Source organism: Leisingera sp. XS_AS12 (genome assembly GCF_041224635.1).
Lineage (GTDB): Bacteria > Pseudomonadota > Alphaproteobacteria > Rhodobacterales > Rhodobacteraceae > Leisingera.
In genome coordinates, this window is record NZ_JBGFGM010000074.1 from 20,485 (window position 1) to 40,653 (window position 20,169).

The 20,169-nt window shown below is 64.0% G+C and carries 12 protein-coding genes and 1 pseudogene; 6 read left to right on the forward strand and 7 right to left on the reverse strand.

Annotated features, from left to right (window positions below; all coding sequences use genetic code 11):
- Positions 1 to 85 precede the first annotated feature (85 nt).
- A complete protein-coding gene (locus AB9K35_RS06040; RefSeq protein ID WP_222455987.1) occupies positions 86 to 550 on the reverse strand; it encodes a MarR family winged helix-turn-helix transcriptional regulator in 465 nt (154 codons plus the stop codon).
- Between the two features lie 286 nt (positions 551 to 836).
- On the opposite strand from AB9K35_RS06040, the gene AB9K35_RS06045 reads away from it, so the two are divergent.
- The 5 genes from AB9K35_RS06045 to AB9K35_RS06065 all read left to right on the forward strand — a co-directional run bounded on the left by AB9K35_RS06045 (position 837) and on the right by AB9K35_RS06065 (position 10,751).
- Positions 837 to 1,379, forward strand: a complete 543-nt coding sequence (locus AB9K35_RS06045; protein ID WP_369924887.1) for a (2Fe-2S)-binding protein — start codon at positions 837 to 839, stop codon at positions 1,377 to 1,379.
- Positions 1,376 to 4,792, forward strand: a complete 3,417-nt coding sequence (locus AB9K35_RS06050; RefSeq protein ID WP_369924889.1) for a molybdopterin cofactor-binding domain-containing protein — start codon at positions 1,376 to 1,378, stop codon at positions 4,790 to 4,792. Before AB9K35_RS06045 ends, AB9K35_RS06050 begins: the two co-directional genes overlap by 4 nt.
- A gap of 182 nt (positions 4,793 to 4,974) precedes the next feature.
- The gene (locus AB9K35_RS06055; RefSeq protein WP_369924890.1) at positions 4,975 to 6,117 is read left to right on the forward strand and encodes an FAD-dependent monooxygenase; all 1,143 of its coding nucleotides are present in this window, start codon (positions 4,975 to 4,977) and stop codon (positions 6,115 to 6,117) included.
- 532 nt (positions 6,118 to 6,649) lie between these two features.
- On the forward strand, positions 6,650 to 7,690 hold the full coding sequence (locus AB9K35_RS06060; protein WP_369924891.1) for an efflux RND transporter periplasmic adaptor subunit: 1,041 nt from the start codon (positions 6,650 to 6,652) through the stop codon (positions 7,688 to 7,690).
- A gap of 10 nt (positions 7,691 to 7,700) precedes the next feature.
- Positions 7,701 to 10,751, forward strand: coding sequence for an efflux RND transporter permease subunit (locus AB9K35_RS06065; protein WP_369924892.1), 3,051 nt, complete (start codon positions 7,701 to 7,703; stop codon positions 10,749 to 10,751).
- A 176-nt stretch (positions 10,752 to 10,927) separates the two neighbouring features.
- Here AB9K35_RS06065 and guaD read toward each other — a convergent pair whose 3' ends face one another.
- The 5 genes and pseudogenes from guaD to xdhA form a co-directional block, all read right to left on the reverse strand.
- Entirely contained in the window at positions 10,928 to 12,232 is a 1,305-nt protein-coding gene (gene guaD, locus AB9K35_RS06070; RefSeq protein WP_369924893.1) for a guanine deaminase, read from the reverse strand.
- A 662-nt stretch (positions 12,233 to 12,894) separates the two neighbouring features.
- Positions 12,895 to 12,975, reverse strand: a pseudogene (locus tag AB9K35_RS06075) (hypothetical protein); the annotation flags it as partial.
- A 940-nt stretch (positions 12,976 to 13,915) separates the two neighbouring features.
- Positions 13,916 to 14,809 (reverse strand): xanthine dehydrogenase accessory protein XdhC, encoded by an 894-nt coding sequence (gene xdhC / locus AB9K35_RS06080; RefSeq protein WP_369924894.1) that lies wholly within the window; start codon positions 14,807 to 14,809, stop codon positions 13,916 to 13,918.
- Between the two features lie 3 nt (positions 14,810 to 14,812).
- On the reverse strand, positions 14,813 to 17,131 hold the full coding sequence (gene xdhB / locus AB9K35_RS06085; protein WP_369924895.1) for a xanthine dehydrogenase molybdopterin binding subunit: 2,319 nt from the start codon (positions 17,129 to 17,131) through the stop codon (positions 14,813 to 14,815).
- A gap of 12 nt (positions 17,132 to 17,143) precedes the next feature.
- Positions 17,144 to 18,607, reverse strand: coding sequence for a xanthine dehydrogenase small subunit (xdhA, locus tag AB9K35_RS06090; protein WP_369924896.1), 1,464 nt, complete (start codon positions 18,605 to 18,607; stop codon positions 17,144 to 17,146).
- Between the two features lie 219 nt (positions 18,608 to 18,826).
- On the opposite strand from xdhA, the gene AB9K35_RS06095 reads away from it, so the two are divergent.
- Complete coding sequence (locus tag AB9K35_RS06095; RefSeq protein WP_222455998.1) at positions 18,827 to 19,744, forward strand: LysR family transcriptional regulator; 918 nt, start codon at positions 18,827 to 18,829, stop codon at positions 19,742 to 19,744.
- Between the two features lie 49 nt (positions 19,745 to 19,793).
- Here the strand turns inward: AB9K35_RS06095 and AB9K35_RS06100 are convergent, their stop codons facing one another.
- On the reverse strand, positions 19,794 to 19,997 hold the full coding sequence (locus AB9K35_RS06100; protein ID WP_222455999.1) for a hypothetical protein: 204 nt from the start codon (positions 19,995 to 19,997) through the stop codon (positions 19,794 to 19,796).
- Between the last annotated feature and the right edge of the window lie 172 nt (positions 19,998 to 20,169).

A 20,169-nucleotide genomic window follows, 5' to 3' on the forward strand; every position in this document is an offset into this window, starting at 1 on the left:
GGCTCAGGGTCGAACCCCGGCCGAATTACCGAATCTCGCAGATGCTATTTGTGACTTCAGCCGCACGCCAGCCGTGCGCGGAGGGTCAGCAGAGCTTTGCCAGCAGCCGCAAGAACGTTTCGCTCTCGCGTTTGGTCAATGGCGCCAGTGTCGCTTCCGAGATGCCCATCACCACTGGCAGCGCCTCCTGGATGAGGGCGCGGCCCTTCTCAGTCGAGCGCAGCATGTAGCGGCGCTTGTCTTCAGTATCGCGTTCAGTGGTCACCAGCCCCTGGGCTTGCAGCCGCGAGACCACGCCCTTGGTGGTCGCCGCGTCCATTGCAACCAGACGACCCAGCGCGTTCTGCGAAATTGGGCCCGTCACCTGCACCAGGCGGAACAGCATCGAAAACTGGGTCGCTGTCAGCCCGCCGATCATCCGCTCCGTGAAAATCGTCTGGTGCCGCTGATAGGCCTTGCGCAGCAAGAAGCCCACCTGCTCGTCCAGCACGTATTCCGTCGCGGTCTGCGCTGTTTTACCGGAGGTCTCTTCGTGGTGGCGCGGCGGCATTTGCAGGCACTCCAATGTTATCTGTCTGCTTCACCGTTTACATGGCTGCGCCACGGAGGCAACCTTGCGACAAGGGTCTGGGCTTTGTTCGGAGAGATTTCTTCGCGTTTTCAGACTGTTTGCGTGCCCACATTTTAGACATTCCCTTAACGTGGCGGGCCAATGCCGGGAAAATGCAGTGGTCGACCATTGCGCTACGCCGAAAAACTTGTTTGTATACACCCAAAAATACCAAGGGCGCAGCGGTCCACAGGACATGCTGCACACGACAAGGGAGGCTCTCTGCATGGCGGAGACGGCAAAAACACTGCATCTGCAGGTCAATGGCACGGGGCACGACCTGTCGGTCGACCCGCACCGCACGCTGCTTGACATCCTGCGCAGCGAATTGGGCCTGAAGGGGCCGAAATACGGCTGCGGCATGGCCCAGTGCGGCGCCTGTACGGTTCTGGTGGACGATGCCCCGGCGCGGGCCTGCGTCATGCGCGCGGGGCAGGTCAGAGGTCGCGAAGTTACGACATTGGAGGGGCTCGCGGATCGTGAAACCGGCGCCCTGCACCCGGTTCAGGCGGGCTTCGTGGCTGAGGAAGGCGCGCAATGCGGCTACTGTCTGAACGGCATGGTGATGAGTGCAGTGGCGCTGCTGAGGCAGGAGCCGCAGCCGGATGCGGCGCGCATCCGGGCAGCATTGACCCATAACCTTTGTCGCTGCGGTACCCATAAGGAAATCATCGCGTCGGTGCAGCACGCGGCGCGGCTGATGGCCGCCGCCAAGGCACAGCCCGCCACTGCGCCCGTACCCAAGACCGCAAAGGCGCACCCCGCATGACCGACCTCCCCTTTGGCAGCCTGTCGATCCACCGCGAGACGGAGGCCGGGCGCGAAATCTTCGTCACCTTCGACAGCAGTGGCGTGCTGACCGCCTTTAACGGGCACGTGGATCTGGGTACTGGCATCCAGACCGCCCTGGCTCAGATCGTCGCCGAAGAGGCCGGACTGCCGCTCAGCCGCGTGCAGGTCGTCCTCGGGGACACCAACCGCACCCCCGACCAGGGGCCGACCATCGCCTCGGAAACCATCCAGGTGACCGCTGTTCCCCTGCGCGCGGCTGCTGCCCAACTGCGCCAGGAGCTTACCCGGCGCGGTGCCCGGCGGCTGAACGCACCAAATGACGGTGTGGCGCTGAGCGAAGGCCGGATCCTCTGGAAGGACACCGCCGTCCCCTACGAGGCTTTGCTCGAAGGCCGTGAAGAGTCACTGCCGCTCGATCTGTCCACCCCGGTGAAATCGCCTGCGGATTACTCCATTGTCGGCCAGAAGACCCCGCGGCAGGATCTGCCTGCCAAGGTCACGGGACAGCATACCTACATCCACGACGTTGATGTGCCCGGCATGATCCATGGCCATGTGATCCGCCCGCCCTATACCGGGCGCGACAGCGGCCCCTTCATCGGCACCAGCCTGATCGGCTGGGACGAGACCGGCGTGCAGCACATGCCCGGTTTCATTGCGGTGGTGCGGCAGGGTGATTTTCTCGGCGTTGCTGCAGAGCGCGCCGATCAGGCGCAGGCCATCGCCGAGGCGCTGCCGGTGCAGTGGCGTCAGCCACCCGCGGCGCCAGACCTAAGCGACCTGCGACATGCGATCCGCAACCAGCCCTCGACCCCGCGCGCGCTGGACCGGACCGGCCATTTCGACCGCGGCATGGCCGAGTCCGAAACCACCCTGTCACGCACCTATGTCTGGCCCTATCATCTGCACGGCTCCATCGGGCCGTCTTGCGCGGTGGCCGACTGGAACGGCGGCGCGCCGGTGGTCTGGTCCGGTAGCCAGAACCCCCACATGCTGCGCGGCGACCTTGCGACGCTGACCGGCCTTGCGCCCGAAGACATCGAGATCCGGCGCTATCAGGCGGCGGGTTGTTACGGGCGCAACTGCGCCGATGACGTCTGTGGCGATGCACTGCTGATGGCGCGCGCTCTGGGCCGTCCGGTGCGGGTGCAGCTGACCCGGTCGCAGGAACACCTGTGGGAGCCGAAGGGCGCCGCCCAGCTGATGGACATTTCCGGCGGCCTGAAGGACGGGGCGCTGCACGCCTACAGCCTCGACACCTGGTATCCCTCGAACCGTGGGCCCAACCTTGCGCTGCTGCTGACCGGCGCCGTCTCGCCGGAACCGCGCCCCTCGGACATGGGTGACCGCACCACGGTGCCGCCCTACCGTATCCCGCACAAGCGCATCACCGTGCATGACATGGCGCCAATCGTGCGCGCCGCCTGGATGCGCGGCGTCTCAGCCCTGCCCAACACTTTCGCCCACGAAAGCTTCATCGACGAAATGGCGCATGAGGCAGGCACGGATCCGGTTGCCTTCCGCCTGCAGCACATTGACGATCCCCGCGCCGCCGAGCTGATCCGGCGCACCGCCGAGGCCGCAGGCTGGGACGCCCGCGAGAAACCCCGTCTGCGCCGTGAGGGGCGGATGGCCTATGGCACCGGCTTTGCCTATGCCACCTATGTCCACGGCCCCTTTCCCGGCACTGCGGCCGCGGCTGCAGCCTGGATTTGCGACGTTGCCGTCGACATGGAGACCGGCGAGGTTACCCTTACCCGCGTCTTTGTTGGTCAGGACCAGGGTCTGGTCATCAACCCAGACGGGGTGCGCCATCAGATTCATGGCAACGTCAACCAGACCGCAGGCCGGGTGCTGAAGGAAGAGGTCAGCTTTGACGAGATCACGGTGACGCCGCAAAGCTGGGCCACCTATCCGATCAGCACCTTCCCGGAGGTACCCGAGATCGAAACCATGCTGATGGAACGCCCGGATGAACCGGCACTGGGCGTGGGCGAGAGCGCCGCGGTGCCCTCTGCCGCCGCCATCGCCAACGCGATCTTCGACGCCACCGGCGTGCGCATGCGCGAGGCGCCCTTTACCCCGGAGCGGATGCGCGACGCGTTGGGGATTGCTCCGCACGATATGGGGACCTCCGCCTTGCCCGCCCCTGCCCCGGCGCGAAAACGGCGCAAACCGCGAATGCTGGCGATGGCTGCGGCCCTTGGCGGCGCGCTGACCGCGGGCGCGGTTGCCCTTCCGATGGCCCGCGCGATCCCCGCAGGGGCCGCCCCCGGCGCGGCCAGCTTCTCGGCAGAGCTGCTGGAGCGCGGTGCGCAGGTTTTTGCCGCCGGCAACTGCGCCACCTGCCACACTGCAGACGGCGGTCTGCCAAATGCCGGCGGCCGCCCGGTGGAAACGCCTTTTGGCACCATCTATACAACCAACCTGACCCCGGATTCGGACACCGGTCTTGGAGGGTGGAGCTTCACTGCCTTTGACCGCGCCATGCGCCAGGGGATCAGCCGCGACGGTCACAACCTCTACCCGGCCTTTCCCTATACATCCTTCGCCAAGATGAGCGGCGAGGACATGTACGCGCTCTATGGCTATCTGCAGACCCTGCCGCCGGTGCAGGCAGAGGCGCCTAGAGCGCAGATGGTCTTCCCGGCAAACCTTCGCGCCAGCAATGCGGTCTGGAATGCGCTCTTCCACCGCCCGGAGGCACTTGCCGCCGATCCCGCCCAGTCCGAAGAATGGAACCGCGGCCGCTACCTGGTAGAGAGCGTCGGCCATTGCAGCGCCTGCCACACGCCGCGCAACGCGCTGGGGGCAGAAAAGACCGGCCCGGCAGCGCTGTCCGGCGCGATGATCAAAGGATGGTTTGCACCGGCGTTGGCAGGAGAGGCCGCAGGCGCGCGCGGCTGGGACGCCGACAGTCTCTATAGCTACCTGCGCGAAGGCGTCGCGCCGGGGCGCGCCGCGGCGTCGGGACCGATGGCCGATGTGGTCGAAAGCCTCGCCTCGGTGCCGGATGGCGATATCCGCGCCATTGCGATCTATCTGGCGTCTCAGATCAGCGGCATTGCGGCAACCGCCCCTGCCCCGGTGCTGCCTGCCGCGCCGGACGCCACTCACCGCCTGTTTGAAAGCGCCTGCGCTACCTGCCACGAACCGGCGCTGTCCGGTACCGTGACGGCGGCGCATGTGCCGCTAGGCCAGTCCGCGGCGGTGCGCGCACCCTCGCCCGAAACGATGAAGACCGTAATCCGCGACGGGTTGACGGCACCGATGAGCCACGATCTGCGCGACATGCCGGCCTTCGGCGGCGAGCTGAGCGAAACACAGATCGAATCACTCACCTCCTATGTCCGCGCCCGTTATGCACCGGACCTGCCGCAGTGGGATTGACGCCCGTTGCAATCTTTGTATGCGTAAGAACAAATATTCCTTCCCCTGCAACCGCCCTGTTTCACACGAAAACAGGGCGGTTTGCATTGAAACTTGCATTTTTCCCATTGCTTTAATCTGGACCGGCGGCAGAATATTTGTTAGCACACAAACAATATAATTTGTGACAGAGAGGAACTGACATGCACTCGATCGAACAGGTGGACATCGCCGTTATCGGCGCGGGTCTCGGCGGCGCTGCGGCGATGGCGCTGCTGGATGAAGCGGGCTTCTCGGTACACACGTTCGAGCAGGCGCCGGAGTTCACCCGCCTTGGCGCGGGTATCCACATTGGCCCCAACGTAATGAAAGTGTTCCGCAAAATCGGGCTGGAGGACCGGCTGGCCTCCATCGGCTCGCACCCGGATTACTGGTACTCTCGCGACGGGCTGACCGGCGAGTATCTGTCCCGCATCGAGTTGGGCGATTTTGCCAAGAAGGAATATGGCGCGCCCTATATTACTATTCACCGGGGCGACCTGCATGCGGAACAGATCGCCGCATTGCCACAGCACCGGCTCCACTTTGACCATCGGCTGACCGACATCACGGAACGCGATGACGACGTGCTACTCACCTTCGCCAATGGCAAGCAGGTTTCGGCGAAACTGGTGATCGGCGCGGACGGCATCAACTCCGTGATCCGCGAGAAACTGCTCGGTGTCGAAAAACCCCGGTTCTCCGGCTGGGTCGGGCACCGGGCGCTGGTCAACATGGACAAGCTGCGCGCCTCCGGCCTGGATTTTGAACCCTGCGTCAAATGGTGGTGGGAGCAGTCGCGCCACATCATGGCCTATGCAACCAAGGGCAACGGGTCGGAGTACTACTACGTCACCGGCGTGCCGGTGGACGGCTGGGAGCATGACACCGGTTTTGTTGACAGCTCGCGCGACGAGATGGAGGCGATCTTCGGCGGCTCGCACCCCATGGTCAACGCGCTGATCGACGCCACCGAGGAAGTCACCAAATGGCCGTTCTGGAACCGCGACCCGCTCAACCTCTGGAGCCAGGGGCGTCTTTGCCTTTTGGGCGATGCCTGCCACCCGATGCGTCCGCATATGGCCCAGGGCGCCTGCATGGCGATCGAGGACGCCGCTGTGCTGACCCGCAGCCTGGTGGAAACCGGAACCACGGATTACGCCACCGCCTTCCGCATCTATGAGAACACCCGGCGCGAGCGGGCAACCAAGGTGCAGACCATCTCAAACGCAAATACCTGGCTGAAAGAGCCGGAAGATCCGGCTTGGGTCTATGCGCACGACCCTTTGAGCGTGCAGCTCGGCTAGGTCCGCACCCTTCCTTCCAAACAAGCGGCCGCCCTTCCGGGTGGCCGTTTTTGGTATGAACTATAGCCACTGAGAAACTTGGCCAAGAGTGCAAAACTTGGCCGCGGGCTAGCGTCGCTCAAGGCTGACGTCGGGTCCGCCATTGACGATCAATTGCGGACAATGCCCAATTTCGGCATACGACCTGAGCCTCGTAAAACATGACGTCGCCGAAATACATGCAACACCACCGCCAAATTCCAGTCGAGATCCCATGCTGCATCTCGGAATTGTGATCTTGTTCACAGGATTTTCTTTTTACATGGATTAAGCACCATGCGGTCAGTGCTGGAGCCGTCTGCCAGCCGGGGGAAGATTTCGCCAAGCATACGTGAAACCGTGCTCCCCATGGCATCATGTCTTGATGATGCCGACAGTTTAGCCCCCTGCCCCGTCCCGAAGCGGGTTATGGGGATCGGCCTGATGCATGATACGCGGCCTCGAACCAAATAGTTTGCGCGTGACGTACCCGCGCCCGGAAAGAGAGACATAGATGCCTTGGAAGAATAGTTTAACCCTGATCTTGGGAGTGTTTCTTCTCTCATCCGCAGCCCTGGCCCAGGAGCCCGTCAAGCCTGTCAAACTGATGACAGCCACGTCTCAAGCTCTTTTGCTGGAACGGCAATTCTTCGGCCAAGTCGCCGCCAAACAGACAGTGGACCTGGCCTTTCAGGTCAGCGGGCAGATACTGAAGTACCCGGTATCCGAGGGAGGAACGGTGGCCAAGGGTGACCTGATCGCCGAGCTGGATCTTGAGCCGTTTGAACTGCAACTGGAACAGGCTCGCTTGCGCAAGGAGCAGGCTGACCGGACCGTGGCGCGTCTGGAAAAACTGACCGGGACCGTCAGCCAGGTATCGATCGACGACGCCGAAACCGAAGCAGGTCTTGCCCGGGTGGCGTTGCGCGATGCCGAATACGCCCTGGAGCACGCCACATTGAACGCCCCGTTTGACGGCCTTGTCTCGCGCCGGGAGGTGGAACAATTCACCACGATCAGCGCCGGCACCCCGGTGGTGCGTCTCCATGACATGTCGGAACTGCACATTAAGGTCGACGTGCCGGAGATCCTGTTTCAGCAGGCCGATAAAAGCGACGTCGTGACGATTTCCGCGCAGTTTCCCGGCCAGTCGACCGAATACCCCCTGGAAATGCTGGAATACGATGCCGAGGCCAGTAGCATCGGCCAAACCTACCGGGTGACCCTGCGTCTTGATCCACCCGCCGACCGTCAGATCCTGCCCGGCGCGTCAGCAACCGTCAACGTGCGGGTCGACACAGGGAGTGCGGCAATCCGGGTACCGGCCACCGCCCTTGTGGCAGACACGGATGGTCGCACGGGCGTCATGGTGTTTTCTCCGACCGGAGCCTCTGAAGGTACCGTCACCTGGACCCCGGTCCAGGTTGAGGCAACACAGAACGGTGATTTCCGGATCACTGACGGTCTCAGCGGCGGCGAGGAAATCGTGCTGACCGGGGGCGGCGCGCTGAAGGATGGCCAGTCGGTCAGCCGCTTCACCGGCTTTGGAAACTGAGGGCAGACTGATGGACATTGCACGCGGGTCGATCAATCGGCCGCTCTACACTTGGATCATCATGCTGACCGCGTTGTTGGGGGGGATCTGGGGCTTTCTCAACCTTGGGCGGCTCGAAGATCCGGCCTTCACCATCAAGTCCGCCGTCATCTCGACCCAGTATCCCGGTGCCAGCAGCGAACAGGTGGCCCTGGAAGTCTCTGAACCGCTGGAATCCGCGATTCAGAAGATGGGACAGGTAAAGCGCATCACTTCGGTCAACCGCCCGGGGCACTCCCTGATCGAAGTCGAAATGCAGGACACCTACGACGGCACCGAACTGCCCGCGATCTGGACCGAGCTGCGTGCGGAAATCCGCGATGCGGCCAGGCAGCTGCCAGAGGGTGTCAGCCAGCCTTTTGTCAACGATGGTTTCGGCGATGTCTTTGGCCTGTTCTATGCCGTGACCGCCGAAGGTTACACGGACGCCGAGAAACACGAGCTGGCCACGTTTCTGCGACGCGAACTGCTGACCGTAGACGGGGTGGCGGATGTTGAGATCGCAGGCCTGCCGCAAGAGGCCATTTTCGTCGAACCCAGAATGGCGATTGCCGTGAACCAGAACATTCCGATCGACGCGATCGGCAATGCCCTTGCAACCGCCAATTCGGTTCGCTCCGCAGGTCGACTGGATGCAGGCCCGTCGGACACAAGGCTGAACGCACCCGAAGGTTCAGACTCCGTCAGCGCAATCCAGGGTCTGGCGATCGGCTGGCAAGGCGAGGTCATCAACGTTGTCGACATGGCAGATGTTCATCGTGGCCGCATCGACGATCCCGACCTGATCATTCGCTATGACGGTGTCGAAGCCTTCACGCTTGGCATTGCGGGCCTTTCCTCGGAAAACATCGTGGAAGTTGGCAAGAAGGTCGATGCCAAGCTGGCGGAACTGGACGGACAGATCCCCTACGGTGTTGATCTGAAACCAATCTATCAACAACACGTGGTTGTCGAGCAGGCCTCCAACGATTTCCTTGTGAATTTGGCGATGTCGGTGACCATCGTGGTGGTGGTGCTGGCGCTGTTCATGGGCTGGCGCGCCGCCGTGGTGGTGGGCAGCACATTGCTGCTGACGGTTGTGGGTACCCTGCTCTTCATGAATCTCTTCTCGATCGAGATGGAGCGGATTTCGCTGGGTGCGCTGATCATTGCCATGGGCATGCTGGTCGACAATGCCATTGTGGTTGCCGAAGGGATGCAGATCGCGATGTCGCGCGGCCGAAACTCCCGCGAAGCGGCTCACGAGGCAGCAGCCAAAACGCAAATCCCGCTGCTGGGCGCGACCGTCATCGGCATCATGGCCTTTGCCGGGATCGGTCTCAGCCCCGATGCCTCGGGCGAGTTCCTGTTCTCGCTGTTTGCCGTCATCGCGATTTCCCTGCTGCTCAGCTGGCTGCTGGCGCTGACCGCGACGCCGCTGCTGGGGCATTACTTCTTCAAACAAGGGGCGGAGGGCGGCATGGACGCCTATGGCGGGCTGCTGTTTCGCGCCTATGGGGCCGTACTGCGCGCATCGTTGAAGCTGCGCTGGCTGGTGGTTGCCGGGCTTGCGGGCATCACCGTGGTCTGTTTCATCGGCTTTGGCCAGGTCCGGCAGCAGTTCTTCCCGGACTCCAACACGCCGCTGTTCTTCGTCCACTACAAGTTGCCGCAAGGGACATCGATCCAGACAACCAGCGCGCATTTGAAAGTCTTTGAAGATTGGCTGGCCGAGCGGGACGATGTGGTCTCGGTCGCCTCCTTCGCGGGCCAGGGCGCCACGCGCTTCATGTTGACCTATTCGGCCGAGAAACCCAATCCCAGCTATGGTCATTTGATCATTCGCACCGAGACCCTGGACGCGATCCCGCCACTTCAGGCGGAGCTGGAAGCCTTTGGTCAGGCGCAGTTCCCCGAGGGCGAATTCCGCACCAAGCGGCTTGTCTTCGGTCCGGGCGGCGGTGACCCGATCCAGGTACGGTTTTCCGGTCCGGATCCCAAGGTGTTGCGCGAACTGGGTCGTGAAGCCATCGAACGGCTTGAAGCCGCCTCTCCCAATATCCTGATGCCGCGACATGACTGGCGCGAGCAGGAGGTCGCGCTGAAGCCGATCTACGCGACCGACCGCGCGCAGACCGCCGGTGTCACCCGGGAAAACATCGCGGATGCGCTGCAGTTTTCGACCGACGGCTTACAGATGGGCGTCTTCCGTGAGCGTGACCGGCAGATCCCGATCGTGGTACGTCGCGCGCCTGAACAGACCTACAACATCTACGATCAAGTCGTGTTCTCCGCGTCGTCGGGCAGCACTGTCCCGCTGGAACAGATGATCGACGGAATTGACGTGGTGGTCGAAAATACCCTCGTCCACCGCCGCGACCGGGTCCCAACCCTGACGGTCGGGGCCGACATTCCACCGGATATGACCGCCGCAACGGTCTTTGCCGAGGTGAAGGGCGCCATCGAGGCAATGGAGATCCCGCCGGGCTACATGATGGAATGGGGCGGTGAACACGAAAGCTCTGGCGATGCAAACGAAAGCCTTGGCAAACAGTTGCCGGTCACGCTGTTGATCATGGTTCTGATTTCGGTGTTGCTGTTCAACGCCCTGCGCCAGCCGATTATCATCTGGCTGTTGGTGCCGATGTCGGTGAACGGCGTGGTCATTGGTCTTTTGGGCACCGGCTTTCCCTTCACCTTCACAGCGCTTCTTGGCCTGCTCAGCCTGTCAGGCATGCTGATCAAGAACGGCATCGTACTGGTCGAGGAGATCGACCTGGTGCGTGAAACCGGCAAGCCGCTGCGGGAGGCCATTGTCGAGGCGTCGGTCTCGCGCTTGCGCCCCGTTATGCTGGCCGCAGTGACCACCATTCTTGGCATGGCGCCGCTGCTGACGGATGCTTTCTTTGTCTCCATGGCCATCACGATCATGGGCGGCCTCGCCTTTGCCACCGTGCTGACCCTAGTCGCTGCGCCGGTGTTCTACCTGATCTTCTTTGCGCGGGATGAAAAGCGCGAAGCGCGAGCAGTGGCCACTGCGTGATCTCTTGTCTGCAGCCCGTAGAGCAAGGAATGCAGACAAGATCCTAAACTGATGACTGCCGCCTGCTGGTCTGCGCAGGTGGCAGTTGCGTTGGTGTGAAGCCAGCAAGGAATACCTGTACTCAGGCAAGCATGGCAGCCGCTTGTTACAGCGGCTGCCGGTTGCGTTTTCGGTGATCAAGAAACCGGCTTCATGGGTTTCCCTGCCACGTAGGTCTGTGCGATGGCGCGGTCGTCGCCGAGCATTTGCAGAACGAACAGCTCCTCGGACAGGGTCTCGGCGCGCTGCATGCGCAGGTCCATCGCCGGGGTGGCGCGAGCGTCCAGCACCACGATGTCGGCTTCGGTCCCGGCTTCCAGCGTGCCGATCTTGTCCTCCAGCCCCAAGGCCTGGGCGTTGCCGCGGGTGATCCAGTGGAAGGCGCGCAAAGGGTGCAGTTTCTGGTTCTGCAATTGCAGGATCTTGTAGCCCTCGTTCAGGGTCTGCAGCATCGAATAGCTGGTGCCGGCGCCGATGTCGGTGGCGATGGCATTGGTGATGCCACGGTCGCGCAGGCCCGCATCATCGAACAGCCCGCTGCCCAGGAACAGGTTCGAGGTCGGACAGAACACCGGCTTGGCGCCGGTCTCCGCCAGCGCATCGATCTCGCGCGGCTGCAGGTGGATCGAATGGCCCAAGAGCATCTTTTCGGTCAGCAGGCCGTTCGACTGGTAGACATCCAGATAGTCGCGCGCCTGCGGGTAAAGCTCTGCCGTGTAGGCGATTTCGTCATGGTTTTCAGACAGATGGGTCTGCACGTAGCACTCGGGGTGTTCCTGCACCAGCGCGCCCGCCATCTCGAGCTGCGCCGGGGTCGAGGTGATCGCGAAGCGCGGCGTGATCGCATACATCCCGCGGCCCCGGCCGTGGTATCGGGCGATCAGCGCCTTGCTGTCGTCATAGCCGCTGACCGGTGTGTCCAGCAGGCCGTCGGGGGCGTTGCGGTCCATCATCACCTTGCCGCCGATCATCCGCATGTCGCGCGCGGCGGCGGCGTCGAAATAGGCCTCGGCCGAGGCCTTGTGGACCGAGCAGTAGGCCACCGCGGTGGTGGTGCCATGGGCCGTCAGCAGGTCCATGAAGTGCCCGGCCATCTCGGCGCTGTGCGCGCCATCGGCAAAGCGGGTTTCTTCCGGGAAGGTGTAATTGTTGAGCCAGTCCAGGAGCTGCGAACCCCAGCTGGCGGTGACCTGCACCTGCGGGAAATGCAGGTGGGTGTCGATGAAGCCGGCCATCAGGATATGGGGGCGGTGGTCGATCACCTCGGCCTGCGGGGCCTGCCGGGCCAGCTCGCCATAGCTGCCCTTGGCCAGGATCATGCCGTCTGCAACCAGCAGCGCGCCGTCCTCGATGTAGTCATAGGCGCCGGTGTCCTCGGGGTCCTGCGGTTCGGCGGAAAAATCCAGCACTCGCCCGCGTAGCAGCGTCTGTTTTGGTGTCATGTCCTTGATGTCCTTGGGTTTCGGGTCGGGGGCGCGGGGCCCCCGACCCTGTGTCATGAGGGGTTATTCGCCCGCCGGAAGATGCGGCGCGCGGGGCTGTGTGTCGTCCTGCGTGCGCTCTTCCGCCTTGTGGAAGATCGGGTAGATGAACAGGAAACCCGCCGCGATCAGGTAGCCGAGCGCGATGCCGCTGAACTCGGGCCAGTGCAGGCTGGCGGAGTGGATCACGCCGACCAGCGACATCAGCGCCGCCGCCAGGGCAAAGCCGCCCGCGTTGCGGAAGTCGCCGTCGATGACGCTGGCGACGATGGCGCCCCAGATCAGCCCGGTCAGGATCGCGCCCTGGCTGAGCGCCAGATGGCCTTCGTAATGCGCCCCCTGCTGCAACAGCGCTGCGGTCAGCTCAGGATCGCCCAGCTGTGCCATGCCGGTGGCGCCCAATGCGCCCAGGGCTCCGGCCAGCGCGCCCCATTTGATCACCAGGAAGGCCGAGACATGCGGCATCATCGCGATGGTGACGGCGGCGATGTGGTCGGTCTTCACCGAATGCGCGGTATTGGTCACGAGGCTGAGGGCGACGAACACCAGCACCGGCGCGGCGGCGGCCACGGGGATCAGGTTGTTGAGGAAGGCCAAGAGGCCAAAGAAGGCGGCAAAGGGGATCACCAGGCCGACGCCGATGATGTAGCCGGAACGCGCGCCCATGCGCTTGTAGGCCGGGTGGCCGATATAGGCTGTGGTCGGGAAGGGCGAGCCGAAGACCGCGCCGATCATGGTGCCGACGCCGTCGGTCACCTGGCAGAGGCCGACCGGGTAATGGTCGCCTGCCGCTTCAGCGCTTTCGACGTTGTTCATCGTCTCGATGAAGTTGTAGATCTGCACCGGCACCAGCACCAGGAACAGCTCAGGGTTGGCGAACAGATGCTGGATGCCCGCGATCAGGTCGCCGAAGTAGGGGATCGGCAGGTAGACGCCAACGCCGTCGAAGGAGACCGAGGCCTCGCCCATGCCAAGCGCCACTACGGTGCCGACGATCAGCGCCAGAAGGCCAGCCGGGATGTTGAACGGCAGCCGGTGGCGGCCGACCAGACCCCAGAGGATGATGATCATCGAGGCAAAGCCGATGAAGGGGTTCTCGAAGATCGTGGCCAGCGGCACGGTGCCGATGAACACCAGCGCAATACCGCAGAGCGTGCCGAGCATGCCCGCGCGCGGGGTCACTCGCTTGAGCCAGGGGCCGACGATGGCGCCCATCGCGGCGACGATGCCGCCCATGAAGCCCGCGCCGATGCCCACCTGCCAGGCCAGCATGGCGTCATTGGTGGACCAGTAGATCGGGCCGATCACGCCGAACAGATAGACGAACATCACCGGGGTCGAGATGCCGTAGGGCAACGCGGTCACGTCGCGGCCCTGTTTCTCGGCCACGTGCTTGGCCATCCAGGTGTAGACCGCGATGCCCGCCAGAATGGCCACCGCCGCGCCCGGCACGATGCGGCCAAAGACAATGTCCGCAGGCATCTGGAACACGAACTGGCAGATGCCCGAGAGCACGATCAGGTTGATCAGGTTGTCGGTGAACAAGGCCCAGAATGCACTGAAGTCATTCCGCGCAAAGAAATTGTAGCTGTAGCTCCGCCCTGTGGTCATGGCGGCCTCCTCCTGTCAAAGAGGACGCAGTCCTTAGCGGCTGATTTCCTCAGCCGTGTCTCCCCCTGCGTCCGGTTGGCTGCCCGATTTGGGCAGGTCAATGCTCCGTGATGGAGCGGACGCGGCAGGTTCATAGGTCAGATCAGCGATCACCTCTGCAGCCACGAAGGCCGCGATGACGCTGGGCCGCTTGTCGCGGCTACCGCTTGCCCCGATGGGGCAGATGAGACGGTCAGTTGCCAGACCGTCGCAATGGTCCCGGCACCAGCGGCGGAATTTCTCCCGCTTGGTGGCCGATCCGATCAGCCCGACATAGCCCGCATCGCCGCGCTGCAGGGCAGCGGAGGCAAGCAGGAAGTCGAGCGCGTGATCGTGGGTGAGGACGACAAAGGCGCTGCCCGTAGGGGCGGTGGCGATGTCGATCTCGGGAATGGCGCTTTGGCGGATCTCCACATCCGCGTTGCACAGGGCCAGCTCCTCGGCACGCTGGTCGATCAGGATGCAGCGCACCGGCAGGTGCTGGAACAGATCCGCCAGCGCGCGGCCAACGTGGCCTGCGCCCATCACGTAGACATGCGGCAGGGCGGCCTGCGCCGCCTGTTCCTCGGCGAGGGCGCTGTCGCGGTCAGCCTGGCGCATCTGCGCCAGCCTCATTTCCACCCGTCCGCCGCAGCACTGGCCGATTTCCGGCCCCAATGGCACGTCCAGCGTGTCGCTGATGACATGTGTCTGCAGCATCCGCCGGGCGTGGTCGATGGCGATGTATTCCAGCTGGCCGCCGCCGATGGTGCCCCACAGGCCCTCCGCCGCCACATACATGCTGGTGCCGGCCTCGCGCGGGGAAGACCCCCGCACGCGGCTGAGGCGCACCTGCACCACATGTTTGTGGCTGGACAGGAAGTCGTGAAGGGTGGCGCGGCGGTGCATGGCTCAGCCCTGCCCCTTGAGGGATTCGATCGCCATCAGCACGCGTTCGGGCGTGGCGGGCGCATCGAGGCGGGGGCAATGCTTGTAATCCGCGGTGCTGGCCACCGCCATCGACAGCGCCTCGAACACCGAGATCCCCAGCATGAAGGGCGGCTCGCCCACGGCCTTGGACCGCTTGATGGTGCGCTCCTTGTTGACGGACCATTCGGCCAGCCGGGTGTTGAAGATGCGCGGCCGGTCGGAGGCCAGCGGGATCTTGTAGGTCGACGGCGCGTGGGTGCGCAGGCGGCCCTCCTTGTCCCACCACAGTTCCTCGGTGGTGAGCCAGCCCATGCCCTGGATGAAGGCGCCCTCGACCTGGCCCTTGTCCAGGATCGGGTTCAGCGAGCGGCCCACGTCATGCAGGATGTCGGTGCGCTCGACCCGGTATTCGCCGGTGAGCGTGTCCACCGACACCTCTGAGCAGGCGGCGCCATAGGCGTAGTAGAAGAACGGCCGACCCTTGCCCGCGGCGCGGTCCCAGTGGATTTTCGGGGTCTTGTAGAAGCCCGCCGCCGACAGGTGGACGCGGGCCATGTAGGCTTCCTTCACCAGCGCGTCGAAGGTGACGACCTCGCCACCGATGCGCACACGGTTGGGCAGGAATTCGACCTCGGCCTCCGGCACGCCGTATTTCTCGGCTGCGAATGTGGTCAGCCGGGCGACGATCTGTTCTGCCGCGTCGAGGGCGGCCATGCCGTTCAGGTCCGAGCCGGACGAAGCCGCGGTGGCGGAGGTGTTCGGCACTTTCTCGGTCGTGGTCTTGGTGATCTTGATGCGCTCGAAATCAACCTGGAAGGCATCGGCCACCACCTGCGCCACCTTGGTGTTGAGGCCCTGCCCCATCTCGGTGCCGCCGTGGTTCAGGTGGATCGAACCGTCGTTGTAGACGTGGATCAGCGCCCCCGCCTGATTGTACCAGGTCGCGGTGAAGGAGATGCCGAATTTCACCGGGGTCAGGGCGATGCCCTTCTTGATGATCTTCGAATCCTTGTTGAAGGCGATGATCTCTTCGCGGCGCTTGCGGTACTCGGCGCTTTCCTCCAGCTCGCCGACCAGACGGTCGAGGATGTTGTCCTCCACCTTCTGGTGGTAGGGGGTGAGGTCGCGGCCTTCCTCGCCGTAGAAATTCGCCTTGCGCACATCCAGAGGATCCTTGCCGAGGGCATAGGCAATCTCTTCGATCATCCGCTCGGCGACGATCACGCCTTGGGGGCCGCCAAAACCGCGGAACGCGGTGTTGGAGACGGTATTCGTCTTCATCGGGCGGCTTTTCAGCAGCACGTTGGGGTAGAAATAGGCGTTGTCGGCGTGGAACAGCGCGCGGTCGGTCACTGGCCCGGACAGGTCGGAGGAATAGCCACAACGCGCGGCAAAGCCGCCCTCGACCGCCTGGATGCGGCCTTCGTCATCAAAGGCGACATCGTAATCCACCACGAAATCGTGGCGCTTGCCGGTGGCGGTCATGTCCTGATCGCGGTCGGGACGGATCTTGACCGGGCGGTTCAGTTTCTTCGCGGCGATTGCGGCCACCGCGCAGAACAGGTTCATCTGGCTTTCCTTGCCGCCGAAGCCGCCGCCCATGCGGCGCACGTTGACGGTCACGGCGTTGTTGGGCACACCCAGGACATGCGCCACCATGTGCTGCGCCTCGCTGGGGTGCTGGGTGGAGCAGTTGACGATCACATCCTCGTCCTCGCCGGGGAGGGCAAAGGCAATGTGGCCTTCCAGATACATGTGGTCCTGGCCGCCGATACTCATCCGGGCCTGGATACGGTGGGCAGCGGCCTTCCGGCCGACCTCGACGTCGCCGCGCTCCAGCTTCAGCGGGTCGGTGACCATCGGATAGCCTGCCTCCTGCGCCTCGACCGGGTCCAGCGCGTGCGGCAGCACTTCGTAATCGACGTTCGCCAGTTCGGCGGCACGGCGGGCAGCGTCGCGGGTTTCGGCGATCACCGCGAACAGCGGCTGGCCGTGGAATTCGACCTTCTCAGTCGGGAACACCGGCTCATCCTGCTTGCCGGTGGGGCTGATGTCGTTGACGCCGGGCACATCCTCGGCGGTCAGCACATCCACCACACCGGGGGCGGCGCGCACGGCAGACAGGTCGATGCCCTTGATCCGGGCGTGGGCCACGGTCGAGACGCCCAGGTAAGCGTGCAACGTGCCGACGGGTTCGGCGATGTCGTCGGTGTATTCGGCGCGGCCGGTGACGTGCTTGATGGCGCTGTCGTGCTGGCGGTCCTGATGCACGGCGCCGCTGATGGTCTGATGGTCTTTCATCGCAATTTCTCCTCAGGCGACGGCCAGCCGGACGGCGCCGGGCTTGTCCGCATCGTTTTCCAGGTAGAAGCGGCGCAGCAGGTTGCTGGCAGTCAGGCTGCGGTACTCGGCCGAGGCGCGCCAGTCGCTGAGCGGGGTGAAATCCTGCTTCACGGCTTCGGCGGCGGCGTCGAACGCGGCTTCGCCCCAGGGCTGGCCGACCAGCGCCGCCTCGGCGCCCGCGGCGCGTTTCGGGGTGGCCGCCATGCCGCCAAAGGCAATGCGTGCGGCGGTGATGGTGCCATCGGCAACCGTCACGCTGATCCCTGCCGCGACCGAGGAAATATCCTCGTCCCGGCGCTTGGAGATCTTGTAGGCGGCGTCAATCTGGCCCTTCGCCGGGCGCGGGATGCGGATCGAGGCGACGAAATCGCCCGGTTCGCGGTCCTGCTTGCCGTAGTCGATGAAGAAATCTTCCAGCGGCAGCGTGCGCGCGCCGTCTTTCTTCTGCAGCGTCACCTCGGCCCCCAGCGCGATCAGCACCGGCGGGGTGTCCCCGATGGGCGAGCCGTTGGCGATGTTGCCGCCGATGGTGCCCATGTTGCGCACCTGCCAGCCGGCGATGCGGTCCCAGTATTCAACCAGGTGCGGGAAGGCCTCGCGGATGGCGGCCTCGCTTTCGGTGTAGGTGACACCGGCGCCGATGGTCAGTGCCTCGTCAGTCAGGTCGATTGCCTTCAGCTCCTCAAGGTGGGAGACGAAGACCACCGGCGAGATCGGCTTCATGAACTTGGTGACCCACAGGCCCACGTCGGTGGAGCCTGCGACGATGGTGGCCTTGGGGTTTTCGGCCAGAACCTCGGCCAGATCCGTCACGTCCAGCGGCAGGATGGCGCGGTCGTCCTCGGGGCCGGTGACGACGCGGGTCCTGGGCTGGATCGCCTCCAGCTGTGCTGTCAGCGCCGCACGCTCGGTGTTGAGGTAGTCGTTGGCGGGCGTGCCATACTGGTTCACCGCAAGTGCGGCCTTCACGATCGGCTCGTAGCCGGTGCAGCGGCAGAGGTTGCCCTGCACGGCGGTTTCGACCTGTGCCTCAGTCGGCTGCGGGGTCTGCATCCACAGCGCGTAAAGCGACATCACGAAGCCGGGTGTGCAGAAGCCGCACTGGCTGCCGTGGTAATCGACCATCGCCTGCTGCACCGGGTGCAGTCGGCCCTTGGGGCCGGAGAGGTGTTCGACCGTGATCACGTGGCAGCCGTTCAGCGAGGCGAGGAAGCGGATGCAGGCATTGACCGTTTCAAACCGCAGCGCGCCGTCCTGCAGACGGCCCACCAGCACGGTGCAGGCACCGCAATCGCCTTCGGCACAGCCTTCCTTGGTGCCGGTCAGTCGCTGCTCCAGCCGTAGGAAATCCAACAGGGTCGTGGTCGCCTTCACGTCCTTGACCGCAACCTCCCGCCCGTTCAGCACTAGGCGAATGTCGTTTTGATGTTCCATCTGGCCTCCAAAGTCGTCGCTAGACAGCATGATCTGCGTTGCTGCATTTTTACACTTTCCGACTGCCACGGTTAACGGCTGCATTCGCGAAAGGCTTTCAACACCCTGTTGAAAATGTTTAGGCTAAAGCCTGTCGGAACAGGCTGTATCAGCGGCGGTGTCCGCGCAATGCGGATTTCCCGTACCGCCGTCAAAAAGCCCCGCAAAGGACTGTTATCTATGTCGTATCTCGAATCTCTGCGCGTTTTTGTCCGGGTCGTCGAACTGGGCAGCATCACCTCTGGCGGGCGGGATCTGCGGCTGACGCCCGCGGTCGCGAGCAAGCGCATCAAGGAGTTGGAAAAACATCTGGGCGTGCGCCTGTTCAATCGTACCACACGATCGCTGACCCCGACAGAGGTGGGGCAGCTGTTTTACGGCGAGGCCAAGAAGGTGCTCGAATCAATCGAGGAGGCCGAGACGGTGGTGGCGCATTTCTCCGAGGCGCCGCGCGGGGTGATCCGGGTGACCGCGCCCTTGGGCGTGGGACGCCGCATCATCGCGCCCTTGGTGCCCGGATTCGCCGAGGCCTACCCCGCCACCGAGATCCGCATGCGGATGTCCGACCGCAAGGTGGACATCCTGGCGGATGGGTTGGATGTGGCGTTCTTCATCGGCACGCCGCATGATTCCACGTTGAAGATGCGCAAGATCGCCGATTGCAGCCGTGTGCTGTGTGCCGCGCCGAGCTATCTTGACCGCCACGGCACGCCGCAGACGCCCGAGGATCTGTTGAGCGGTCACAACTGCCTGCTGCTGCGCTATCCGCGCTCTCCGGAATATTTCTGGACGCTGATGACTGCGGACGGCCCGCGCAAGCTGGAGGTCGCAGGCCGTTTTGATGCCGACGACAGCGATGTGCTGACCGCCTGGGCGCTGGACGGGCACGGGATCGTCAACAAGCCGCGGTTCGACGTGGCGCAGCACCTGCGCAGCGGCGCGTTGGTGGAGATCCTGCCCGACACCCCGCCGGAGCCGACGGTGTTCGGTTGTCTCTATCCGCATCGTAAATTGCAGGATCCCAAGATCCGGCTGTTCGTGGATTACGCGGTCAAGCACGGCATGGCCGCGTTCCGTCGGATCGAGGCTGGCACCTAGACCCCATCACGGCCGTCCGCGCTGGCGGGTGCAGCCCGTGCTGAACGCATCAGCAGCGGCCCGGGTTTTCCTTGCAATAGATCACGTTGGCGGCGGCCCCGACAGCTGCGCCTGCGGCGACATTGCCGTCAAGAATGGCCGCCCCGGCGGCACCAGCACCTGCGCCATAGACCAGCTGCTCGCCGGTGGTATCGCCGCAAGCGGCAAGGGTGGCGCAGAGGGCGAACCCGATTGCGATTGTCTTTGTGTACATTTGCGACCTCCTTCGTCTGCCCCGGTCCCGGCGAGGCCGCTGCCGCGGGCATGGCCATCTGGCAGGAGCAGGGCGTGGCGACCCGCGCCGTCCGGAGCGTGAGGCAACCGAGGCAACGGCGCGCTTCCTTTTGAAACACTAGCATATTTTGCCGAAGATTGCTTGTGTCGGG